Annotated in this window: 8 protein-coding genes; all 8 read right to left on the bottom strand. The window is 55.1% G+C overall.

The annotated features are described in order from the left end of the window. Window positions 1–233 precede the first annotated feature (233 nt). Window positions 234–3,458, bottom strand: coding sequence for a carbamoyl-phosphate synthase large subunit (carB, locus tag ACFQW4_RS15445; protein ID WP_101762143.1), 3,225 nt, complete (start codon window positions 3,456–3,458; stop codon window positions 234–236). A gap of 13 nt (window positions 3,459–3,471) precedes the next feature. Next, window positions 3,472–4,620, bottom strand: coding sequence for a glutamine-hydrolyzing carbamoyl-phosphate synthase small subunit (carA, locus tag ACFQW4_RS15440; protein ID WP_101762144.1), 1,149 nt, complete (start codon window positions 4,618–4,620; stop codon window positions 3,472–3,474). A 469-nt stretch (window positions 4,621–5,089) separates the two neighbouring features. Beyond that, complete coding sequence (gene dapB, locus ACFQW4_RS15435; RefSeq protein ID WP_008108654.1) at window positions 5,090–5,905, bottom strand: 4-hydroxy-tetrahydrodipicolinate reductase; 816 nt, start codon at window positions 5,903–5,905, stop codon at window positions 5,090–5,092. 221 nt (window positions 5,906–6,126) lie between these two features. Beyond that, complete coding sequence (gene ispH, locus ACFQW4_RS15430; protein ID WP_064737614.1) at window positions 6,127–7,080, bottom strand: 4-hydroxy-3-methylbut-2-enyl diphosphate reductase; 954 nt, start codon at window positions 7,078–7,080, stop codon at window positions 6,127–6,129. Beyond that, on the bottom strand, window positions 7,061–7,531 hold the full coding sequence (gene fkpB, locus ACFQW4_RS15425; RefSeq protein ID WP_101762146.1) for an FKBP-type peptidyl-prolyl cis-trans isomerase: 471 nt from the start codon (window positions 7,529–7,531) through the stop codon (window positions 7,061–7,063). Before fkpB ends, ispH begins: the two co-directional genes overlap by 20 nt. 3 nt (window positions 7,532–7,534) lie before the next feature. Continuing rightward, a complete protein-coding gene (gene lspA / locus ACFQW4_RS15420) occupies window positions 7,535–8,041 on the bottom strand; it encodes a signal peptidase II (RefSeq protein WP_101762147.1) in 507 nt (168 codons plus the stop codon). After that, a complete protein-coding gene (gene ileS, locus ACFQW4_RS15415) occupies window positions 8,041–10,860 on the bottom strand; it encodes an isoleucine--tRNA ligase (protein ID WP_192412412.1) in 2,820 nt (939 codons plus the stop codon). The genes lspA and ileS overlap by 1 nt, the downstream gene beginning before the upstream one ends. A gap of 27 nt (window positions 10,861–10,887) precedes the next feature. After that, window positions 10,888–11,826 (bottom strand): bifunctional riboflavin kinase/FAD synthetase, encoded by a 939-nt coding sequence (gene ribF, locus ACFQW4_RS15410; RefSeq protein WP_377726070.1) that lies wholly within the window; start codon window positions 11,824–11,826, stop codon window positions 10,888–10,890. Window positions 11,827–12,036 lie beyond the last annotated feature (210 nt).

The raw sequence follows: 12,036 nt of genomic DNA, 5'->3' as shown, positions 1-12,036 counted from the left end.
TATATCCCAGTTAAGGTGAGCGCTCTATTGGTGAGCGGGCGAAATAGTACGGTGCGCTAACTGGGATCTTATTTATAATTTTGTGCGGATATTCCGAGGTGTAACGCTTTCCGCATCAACTGATAAAACATATGTCAAATCAATAGGATTTTTACAGATAAGGAAATGCGGGCATTGGTAAAAGGATAAAAAAACGGCCCCCGCAGGAGCCGTTAATGGGTAGCCAATTGGAATCAGCCTTTAATTTGCGCGTGCATTTCCTGCACCGAAATTACCTGCTCCGTTGGATCCGCGTTCAGCGCCATCGCTGTGGCAAAACCGCCGTTCAGCGTGGTGTCGTAATGCACTTTGTACTGCAGCGCGCTACGACGAATCAGCTTGGAGTCTTCAATCGCCTGACGTCCCGCCGTGGTGTTGACGATGTAGGTATATTCGCCATTCTTCAGGCGATCCTGAATGTGCGGACGACCTTCATGCACCTTGTTTACCAGACGTGGATTGATGCCCGCTTCGCCCAGCACCACTGCGGTACCGTGTGTCGCATCCAGCTCGAAACCAAACTTCTGCAGTTTTGCCGCCAGGTCGACGATACGTTTCTTATCGCCTTCACGCACTGACAGCAACGCGCGACCGGTTTTCTTCATGTTGCTCTGGGCACCCAGCATCGCTTTGGCGAAGGCTTCAGCGAAGGTGCGACCGACGCCCATCACTTCACCGGTAGAGCGCATCTCTGGGCCGAGAATCGGGTCAACGCCTGGGAACTTGTTGAACGGCAGCACCACTTCTTTCACCGAGTAATACGGTGGAATTACTTCTTTGGTGACGCCCTGTTCAGCCAGCGTTTTACCTGCCATCACGCGCGCGGCAACCTTCGCCAGCGCCACGCCAGTGGCTTTCGACACGAACGGCACGGTACGCGCGGCACGTGGGTTGACCTCAATCAGGTAAACTTCATTGTCCTTCACCGCGAACTGCACGTTCATCAGGCCACGTACGTTCAGCTCGAAGGCCAGTTTTTCCACCTGCTGACGCATCACGTTCTGGATTTCAGTGCTCAGCGTGTAGGCCGGCAGTGAACATGCGGAGTCACCGGAGTGCACGCCCGCCTGCTCGATGTGCTCCATGATGCCGCCAATCAGTACGCGCTCGCCGTCGCAAATCGCATCAACATCCACCTCAACCGCATCATCGAGGAAGCGATCCAACAGCACTGGCGCATCGTTAGAGACCGATACAGCGGTCTGGAAGTAACGCTTCAGGTCGATTTCGTCGTAAACGATCTCCATCGCGCGGCCGCCCAGCACATAAGAAGGACGCACCACCAGCGGATAACCGATCCCAGCTGCTTTCTCAACGGCCTGTTCCAGCGTGGCAACGGTGGCGTTAGCCGGCTGCTTCAGGCTCAGGCGATCAACCGCCTGCTGGAAACGCTCACGGTCTTCTGCACGGTCAATCGAGTCCGGGCTGGTACCAATCACCGGCACGCCAGCCGCTTCCAGCGCGCGTGCCAGTTTCAGCGGCGTCTGGCCGCCGTACTGTACGATGACGCCTTTCGGCTTCTCGATACGCACGATTTCCAGCACATCTTCCAGCGTGACCGGCTCGAAGTAGAGGCGATCCGAGGTGTCGTAGTCGGTTGAGACGGTTTCCGGGTTACAGTTGACCATGATGGTCTCGTAACCGTCTTCACGCAGCGCCAGCGCCGCATGCACGCAGCAGTAATCAAACTCGATGCCCTGGCCGATACGGTTTGGACCGCCGCCCAGAATCATGATTTTTTCACGATCCTGGTTTGGATTGGCTTCGCACTCTTCCTCGTAGGTTGAGTACATATAGGCGGTGTCGGTGGCGAATTCAGCCGCGCAGGTATCAACGCGTTTATAAACCGGGTGCAGGTTAAATTGCTGACGCAGCTTACGGATTTCGCCCTCAGATACGCCCGCCAGCGCGGCCAGACGGACATCAGCAAAGCCTTTACGCTTCAGCGCGCGCAGGAACTCCGCGTTCAGCGAGTTCACACCTTCGCGTTCAACCTGCTCTTCCAGACGCACCAGCTCTTCAATCTGCACCAGGAACCAGCGATCAATGTTGGTGAGGTTGAACACACCATCAACTGACATGCCGGCGCGGAACGCATCGGCGATGTACCAGATACGGTCAGAACCGGCATCTTTCAGTTCGCGGCGAATGCGCGTTAACGCTTCTGGATCGTCGAGGCTGACTTTCGGGTCGAAACCGTTGGCACCGACTTCCAGACCGCGCAGCGCTTTCTGCATCGATTCCTGGAACGTGCGGCCAATCGCCATCACTTCACCGACCGATTTCATCTGCGTGGTCAGACGATCGTTGGCACCGGCGAACTTCTCGAAGTTGAAGCGAGGAATCTTGGTAACGACGTAGTCGATAGAGGGTTCGAACGATGCAGGCGTTAAGCCGCCGGTGATGTCGTTCATCAGTTCATCAAGGGTAAAGCCCACCGCCAGTTTTGCCGCCACTTTGGCAATCGGGAAGCCGGTCGCTTTTGAAGCCAGCGCTGACGAACGCGATACGCGCGGGTTCATTTCAATGACGATCATACGGCCATCTTTCGGGTTCACCGAGAACTGGACGTTCGAACCACCGGTTTCGACACCGATTTCACGCAGTACCGCCAGCGAGGCGTTACGCATGATTTGATACTCTTTGTCGGTCAGAGTTTGCGCGGGCGCCACGGTGATAGAGTCACCGGTGTGGATGCCCATTGCATCGAAGTTTTCGATCGAGCAGACGATGATACAGTTGTCGTTTTTATCACGTACCACTTCCATCTCGTACTCTTTCCAGCCAATCAGCGACTCATCAATCAGCAGCTCATTGGTTGGCGACAAGTCCAGACCGCGTTCGCAAATCTCTTCGAACTCTTCGCGGTTATAGGCGATACCGCCGCCAGTGCCGCCCATCGTAAAGGAAGGGCGGATGATGCACGGGAAGCCAACGTCTTCGGCCACCGCCAGCGCTTCTTCCATGGTATGCGCGATACCGGAACGTGCGGTGCCCAGACCAATGCTCTTCATCGCCACGTCGAAGCGACGACGATCTTCGGCTTTATCAATGGCATCGGCAGTTGCACCAATCATGGTGACGCCGAACTCAGCCAGCACGCCCTGACGCTCCAGCTCCAGCGCACAGTTCAGAGCTGTCTGGCCGCCCATGGTTGGCAGCACCGCATCCGGGCGCTCTTTTTCGATAATCTTGCGTACCACTTCCCAGTGAATCGGCTCGATGTAAGTCGCATCGGCCATTTCCGGGTCGGTCATAATGGTTGCCGGGTTCGAGTTCACCAGAATGACGCGGTAGCCCTCTTCACGCAGCGCTTTACACGCCTGCGCACCGGAGTAGTCAAATTCACATGCCTGGCCGATAACGATCGGGCCAGCACCAAGAATCAGGATGGATTTTATGTCTGTACGTTTTGGCATCGTGGGCTCCTGATTACTTCGCGTTAGAACGGTATGCTTTGATCAATTCGATAAAGTGATCGAACAGTGGCGCCGCATCGTGCGGGCCTGGGCTCGCTTCCGGGTGTCCCTGGAAGCTGAAGGCCGGTTTGTCAGTGCGATGAATGCCCTGCACGGTTTGGTCGAACAGCGACACATGCGTCACGCGCAGATTGGCCGGTAATTGGCTGTCATCAACCGCAAAACCGTGGTTCTGTGCGGTGATCATCACGGTGTTGTTATCAAGATCTTTTACCGGATGGTTGCCGCCGTGGTGGCCGAGTTTCATCTTGATGGTTTTGGCACCGCTCGCCAGCGCTAACAGCTGGTGGCCAAGGCAGATACCGAATACCGGAACATCGGTTTTCAGGAACGCCTGAATGGCGTTAATGGCGTAGTCGCATGGCTCCGGGTCGCCAGGACCGTTCGACAGAAAAATACCGTCTGGATTAAGTGCCAGAACCTCTTCCGCCGGAGTTTGCGCCGGCACGACCGTCAGGCGGCAGCCGCGATCCACCAGCATACGCAGGATGTTGCGCTTAGCGCCGTAATCGTACGCCACCACATGGAACGGCAGCTCTTCCGCCGTTTTCTGCTCCGGCAGGTCACCTTCCAGTGTCCAGCTGCCCTGCTGCCACGCGTAGGTTTCCGCGGTTGTCACTTCTTTCGCCAGATCCATGCCTTTCAAGCCCGGGAACGCCTGCGCTTTCTGCAGCGCCAGTGCGGCATCCGGATTATCACCCGCAATAATGCAGCCGCTCTGTGCACCCTTCTCGCGCAGCAAACGGGTCAGTTTACGCGTGTCGATATCGGCGATGCCAACGATGTTATTGCGCTGCAGGTAAGCTGCCAGACTTTCTTCGCTGCGGAAGTTGCTGGTAATCAGCGGCAGATCGCGAATAACGAGGCCTTGAGCATGGATTTGGCTGGATTCTTCATCGGCGGCGTTAACGCCAACATTGCCGATATGGGGATAAGTGAGGGTAACGATTTGGCGGGAATAGGAAGGATCAGTGAGGATTTCTTGATAACCGGTCATTGAAGTGTTGAAAACAACTTCCCCCACTGCCGACCCCGTAGCCCCGATGGCCCGACCGTGGAATTGGGTTCCGTCTTCCAGAACCAAGAGCGCTGACTTAATCAAAACATCCTCCAGGGAATAAACAGTCACAATATTTGCATATTAATTCAAAAGCAGTACCAGAATCAATGCAAAACCCGCCTGAGTACTCGAATTTTGGCAAATTGCGCGCATTCTAATGATCGCCCCGCACCTTGTCTACAATATGTGGTTATTTTTTTGTATATTTCGGGCAACTGAATGTTAAAAACGGCGAAAGGCGACAAAAGAGTGAGATAACTCGGAAAAATAATCGGTTGCCTGACGGCGATAATGGCAAACTGGTGCTGGCGCGCATAAATTTTTGACCAAACGGTCAAAATTAGCCATCGCAAGCCTGATAATCACTCATCAACTTCGACAAATAAGCACTTCGAACCAATAATATAGCAAAATGGTCATTTACAGATAAAATAAAGGGCAATGATCACATTGCCCTCGTCAATCAATGTCTTACCGATTGAAATAACCACATCACGATGGTTCACAACACTCACAACATCGATAAATCCAGCACATCACGCATGTCGTAAAGGCCAGATTTCTTGTTCTTTAACCAGCTTGCCGCTTTAACTGCACCATTTGCAAAGGTCATACGGCTGGAAGCCTTGTGGGTAATCTCTACGCGCTCACCAATATCTGCAAACATCGCGGTGTGTTCGCCGACGATATCACCAGCGCGCACGGTAGCAAATCCGATGGTTTGCGCTTTACGCTCACCGGTATGACCTTCACGGGCATACACCGCGTGCTCATCCAGATTCCACTTCATGGCATCGGCAATCGCTTCGCCCATCGCCAGCGCAGTACCTGATGGTGCATCAACTTTGTGACGATGGTGCGCTTCAACGATTTCAATGTCCGCGTAGTCGCCCATCACCTTCGCTGCCTGCTGCAGCAGATTCAGCACCAGGTTGACGCCCACGCTGAAGTTAGCGGCGAACACGATGCCAATCTCTTCAGCAGCCGCGCGAATCGCCGCTTTACCGGCTTCATCAAAACCGGTGGTACCGATCACCATCGCTTTGTTGTGCTGTCGGCAAAACGCCAGATACTCCAGCGTGCCTTCCGGACGGGTAAAATCGATCAGGACATCGAAGTCGTTAACCACCTTTTGCAGGTCGTCAGAGACGATCACGCCCGTTTTACCGATGCCCGCCAGTTCGCCAGCATCTACGCCCAGCAATGACGAACCGCTACGCGCCAGTGCTGCGCCTAGCGCAACACCTTCCGCCTGCTGTACGGCCTGAATCAAATTGCGTCCCATGCGACCCGGCGCACCAACGATAGCAATGCGGATTTCACTCATAATTATTCATTCCTGATACAAATCTATGCATGTAAAGCGTAAACAGGTTAACGGTCAGATAACAGTCACGCCACAACAATAAAGGGATATAAGAATTTTATGCCAGCCGCGAAACATTATCAGTAAAAGCAATCCCGCATGCTGGAAGCAGGATTTCCTGTAGCGACAGGCAAAGAAAAGGCCGAACAATGTCGGCCTGATTTTACTGCGGTGTAAACCGCTTACTGCACGTTTCGCACGTCGACGCGCAGCTCTTTTGGCACTTCAAACACGATGTTCTCTTCACGGCCAATCAGCTCAATCGCCGCTTCACCGCCGAGCTCACGCAGACGTTGAATCACCTGTTGCACCAGAATATCAGGAGCAGAAGCGCCCGCTGTGACGCCGATGACCTGCTTGTCTTTGACCCACTCTTCCTGGATGTCATCAGCCGAATCAATCAGCTTCGCCAGCTTACCAGCACGCTGCGCCAGTTCGGCCAAACGGTTCGAGTTAGAGGAGTTTTTCGATCCAACGACCAGCACCACTTCAGCATCACGCGCTAAGACGCGTACCGCTTCCTGACGGTTGGTAGTGGCGTAGCAGATGTCATCTTTACGTGGACCGATAATCGCCGGGAAGCGCTGACGCAGTGCATCAATCACGTCCGAAGTATCATCGACTGAAAGTGTGGTCTGCGTCATAAAGCACAGGTTGCTCTCATCTTTGACGTTCAGCTTGAACACATCTTCCGGCGATTCCACCAGATACATGCCGCCGTTAGGATTGCTGTACTGGCCCATGGTGCCTTCCACTTCCGGATGCCCCGCGTGACCAATAAGAATCGCTTCAACACCTTTACGGCTAGCGCGCGCCACTTCCATATGCACTTTGGTCACCAGCGGACAGGTTGCATCAAACAGCATGGTGAGGTTACGCGCTTTGGCTTCGGCGCGAACCGCTTGCGATACGCCGTGCGCGGAGAAGATCAGAATAGCGTTATCCGGCACTTCAGCGATCTCTTCAATGAAGATCGCCCCACGTTCGCGCAAGCTGCTCACCACGTAGCGGTTATGCACCACTTCGTGACGCACGTAGATGGGCGCGCCGTACATCTCCAGCGCGCGCTCAACAATGCTGATGGCGCGATCAACGCCTGCGCAGAAACCGCGTGGGTTAGCTAACAGGATTTGCATCGTTGGCCTCCAGCGCCGGATCAATCTCCAGCACTTCAATGTCAAACTGAATGCGCTGGCCCGCCAGCGGATGGTTGAAGTCTACGGTGATCGAGTCACCGGACACTTCACGGATCACGCCAGGCATTTCGCTGCCGCCGCGGCCGCTAAACAGCATGATGGCACCGACTTCCGGCTCGCCCGCATCGTTGAAGTCACGACGTGAGAAGTACTGAACCAGATCCGGGCTGGTGCCGCCAAACGCATCTTCCGGCTCCAGCGTAAATGCGTGCTTGTCGCCCACTTTACGTCCGAGTAGCTGCTGTTCCAGCGCGCCCGACAGGCTGCCATCACCCAGACGGAACAGCGCAGGTTTGCCGTTGGCGCGCGTGGATTCGGCCGTCGAGCCATCCTCCAGCTTCAGCGTAAAATGCACCAGCAACGCGCTATCGCGCTGAACTAAGTCTGTCATCAGTTACCCTTTCTGTTTAGCCGGTTTGCCGTTCGGGCTGAGAAAACCTTCCAGCACTACCAGCGCCGCGCCGATGCAGATGGCACAGTCGGCGATGTTAAAGGTCGCGAAGTGCCAGTCACCGACATAGAAGTCGATAAAATCGACCACAAAGCCGTGATACGAACGGTCAAACAGGTTACCCAACGCCCCGCCGATAATCAGGGCGTAGGCAATATTGGTTAATTTGTTGCTGGCAGCGTTGCGATACATCATCACCAACAGCGCCACCACGATAGCAATGGCGATGCCGGCGAAGAACCAGCGCTGCCAACCGCCTTTGTCGGCCAGGAAGCTGAACGCCGCGCCATAATTATGCGCGTAGAACAGGTTCAGGAACGGCATCAGCGGCTGCGTTTCATGCAGCATCATGTTGTTGATGACCCACATCTTGCTGCCAAAATCGATGGCAATCACCACCAGCACCAGCCAAAGCCAGCGCAAACCGGTTGAAGAGAGCGCTTTACTCATCAGGCAAATTTCCGCTGTTCGCCATTGCCGGCGACGTTGGTGTAGCAACGACCACACACCGCAGCATGCTCCGGATTCTGGCCAACGTCAGTAGTGTAATGCCAGCAGCGCGGACATTTCTCGCCTTCTGCTTTGTGCAGCGCGATTTTCAGACCTTTGAACAGCTCGCTCTGCTGCGCTTCATCGCTGGCAGTAGCGTAATCCGCCACGGTCGCGCCTGAAGTTAACAGCACGAAACGCAGCTCATCGCCCAGCGCCTGCAGCTTGGCTGCCAGCTCGGCATCCGCATACAGCGTCACCGTCGCTTCCAGCGCACCGCCGATGCGTTTGTCGCTACGCGCTTGCTCAATCACCTTGTTCACTTCACCGCGGACTTTCAGCACATCATCCCAATAAGCATCGTTCAGCGTTTCGTTATCTGCCAGACCAAACAGATCCTGATACCACTCTTCGGTGAACACGTATTTCGCGCGCTCGCCCGGCAGGTAGCCCCAGATTTCGTCTGCGGTGAAGGACATGATTGGCGCCATCCAGCGCACCAGCGCTTCAACGATGTGCCACAGCGCGGTTTGGCAGCTGCGACGCGCCAGGCTGTCGCCTTTTGCGGTGTACTGACGATCTTTGATCACATCGAGATAGAACGAGCCCATTTCGATTGAGCAGAAGTGCATCAGACGCTGCACCACTTCGTGGAAATCGTAGTTTTCGTAGGAGTGCACGATATCCTGCTGCGCTGCCAGCGCACGGCCAACCGCCCAGCGATCCACCACCACCATCTCTTCCGGCTTGACGCAATCGGTCGCCGGGTTAAAGCCAGCAAGGTTTGCCAGCAGGAAACGCGCGGTGTTACGGATACGACGATAGCTGTCTGCGGCACGCTTCAGGATTTCGTCGGAGACCGCCATCTCACCGGAATAATCGGTAGAAGCGACCCACAGACGCAGAATGTCTGCACCCAGCTTATCCATCACATCCTGCGGCGCCACGGTGTTGCCGATCGATTTCGACATCTTGCGGCCCTGACCATCCACGGTGAAACCGTGCGTCAGTACCTGACGATAAGGCGCTTTGCCTTTCATCGCCGTGGAGATCATCAGTGAAGACATGAACCAGCCGCGATGCTGATCCGAACCTTCCAGGTACATATCTGGCGTATGGCCGCCGAATTCAGGACGCGCATCCACCACCGCGTAGCTGGTTGATCCGGAGTCGAACCAGACATCTAAGGTGTCTGGCACTTTGACGTAATGGTCCGCGTCGTCGCCCATCAGGTCGCGCGGATCGAGATCCCACCACGCCTGAATGCCGTCCTGCTCAACCCGTTTCGCGACTTTCTCCATCAGCTCCAGCGTATCCGGATGCAGCTGCTCGCTCTCTTTATGCACGAACAGCGCCATTGGCACACCCCACGTACGCTGACGTGAGATACACCAGTCCGGACGGTTCGCTACCATCGCTTCGATACGCGCCTGGCCCCAATCTGGGATCCACTGCACGCCTTTGATCTCTTTCAGCGACTGCGCACGCAGGCCTTTCTGATCCATGCTGATGAACCATTGTGGCGTGGCACGGAAGATGATTGGCGTTTTATGACGCCAGCAGTGCGGGTAGCTGTGCAGCAGCTTCTCCACGTGCAGCAGCGCGCCCTTCTCTTTCAGCAGCTCAACGATCATGTCGTTGGCTTTAAAGACGTTTACACCATCCAGCGTCGGGTAGGTGCCTGGCAGATACGCGCCATCCGGCCCCACCGGGTTGGCGGTTTCCAGACCGTATTTCTGACCGATAACATAGTCATCCGGGCCATGGCCTGGCGCGGTATGTACCGCACCGGTACCGGCTTCCAGCGTCACATGCTCACCCAATACCACTTTCGATTGGATCTGCTCGAGGAACGGATGCTGGAACAGCTGCAGCTCCAGCGCCGCGCCGTTGCATTCGCCCAGCACGGTCCAGTCGCTGATGCCCGCGCGCTTCATCACGCTCTCAACCATCTCTTTGGCGAGAATCAGGCTGCGACCGTCGATTTGCAGCAGCTGGTATTCAAATTCAGGATGCAGCGAGATACCACGGTTGGCTGGCATGGTCCAAGGCGTGGTGGTCCAGATCACCAGTGAAACCGGGCCTTCTGAAGCCGCGACGCCAAACTTCGCGCGCACCGCATCGGCATCCACGGCATTGAACATCACATCGATGGATGGCGAAGTTTTGTCGTAATACTCCACTTCCGCTTCAGCCAGCGCCGAACGGCAATCCATGCACCAGTGCACCGGCTTAGCGCCTTTGTGCAGATGGCCGTTGCCGATGATTTTACCCAGCGCACGGATGATGTTGGCTTCGGTCTGGAAATTCATCGTCAGATAAGGACGATCCCAGTCACCGAGCACGCCGAGGCGGATGAAGTCATTTTTCTGCCCTTCAACCTGCTCTGCCGCATATTGGCGGCAAGCGGCACGGAATTCAGACGCACTCACTTTTTCGCCCGGCTTACCAATCATCTGTTCAACTTTGTGCTCAATCGGCAAGCCGTGGCAGTCCCAACCTGGAACGTACGGCGAGTCGTAGCCCGCCATGCCTTTCGACTTAACGATAATGTCTTTCAGAATCTTGTTAACTGAGTGACCAATATGAATGCTGCCGTTCGCATAAGGAGGGCCATCGTGCAAAATAAAGGTTTTTTTCCCTTTTTTGGCTTCGCGGATGATGCCGTACAGGTTGTCATCATACCAACGTTGCAGCATTCCCGGTTCACGCTTGGCCAGATCGCCACGCATCGGGAACCCCGTTTCCGGCAAATTCAGGGTAGATTTATAGTCACTCATCAGATTCTCGATTCCGTATTTCGGTCATTAAACCGGTGTTTTTAGCCCAAAGAATTGGCGGGCTGTCACCACATCTTTCGCAATTTGTTCTTTCAGCGCGTCCAGCGAAGTGAAACGCTGTTCATCGCGAATCTTCTGTTTCAGCACCACTTCAATGTGACGCCCATAGAGATTCATATGTGTGTCGAGCAGATGAACTTCAAGCTGCTGACGTAAACCTTTTACCGTTGGGCGCGTACCAATATTGGCCACGCCGGGCAGCGGCTGATCGCCAAGGCCCAACACTGCCACCGCAAACACGCCTTTAACCGGCGTAACGGTGCGACGCAAAGGGAGATTAGCCGTTGGAAAACCGATGGTGCGCCCGAGTGCATCGCCGTGCACTACGCGGCCTGAGATGCTGAACGGATGGCCCAGCAGCGCTTCGGCTTGCGCAAAATCATCCTGCGCCAGCGCCTGACGAACGGCGGTGCTGCTGATGCGCTTGCCGCTGTCACAATAGGTCTGGGTGCTGATAACCTCAAAGCCATACTCCGCACCGGCTTTCTGTAATAACAGGAAATCCCCCTGGCGACCAGCGCCGAAGCGGAAATCATCGCCGACGGCCAGGAACTTGACGTTGAGCTTGTCTACCAGCAATTCGGAAATAAAACTCTGCGCCGAATGCGCAGCGAAGCGACGATCAAAACGTACGCAGAGTACGGCATCAACACCCGCTTGTTCGAGGTACTTCAGCTTTTCACGCAAACGCGTAAGGCGCGCCGGGGCTTTATCGCCGGCAAACAGCTCAAGCGGTTGTGGCTCAAATACCATCACCACCACCGGCAGATTGCGTTTTCGTCCTTCGGCAATCAGCTGCACCATCAAAGCCTGGTGGCCGCGATGTACGCCATCGAAATTGCCAATGGTCAGGACGCAGCCGCGATGCTGCTCTTTCAGATTATAAATACCGCGGATAAACTTCATGGCTGACTCAAACCGGTGGAAATCGGCGGATTATACCCTTGAATGGCGTTTAGGTTAACCCGTATACGTGCCTTTCCTGCTTCTGGCGCGGCTTATTCCACGCGTGGCCAGTTGCTTAGCAAGGATCTGAAGATTTTTGCTGCGAAATACTGTATTCAACGCCGCGTTGCTGGTAGAATCCTGCGCCATCAATTACGTAATCGAGTGTTG

The organism is Pantoea sp. GCM10028869 (genome assembly GCF_042666835.1).
Taxonomy (GTDB): domain Bacteria; phylum Pseudomonadota; class Gammaproteobacteria; order Enterobacterales; family Enterobacteriaceae; genus Pantoea; species Pantoea leporis.
The sequence above is the reverse complement of the archived record's forward strand: the minus strand, read 5'-3'. Positions and strand labels throughout refer to the sequence as shown.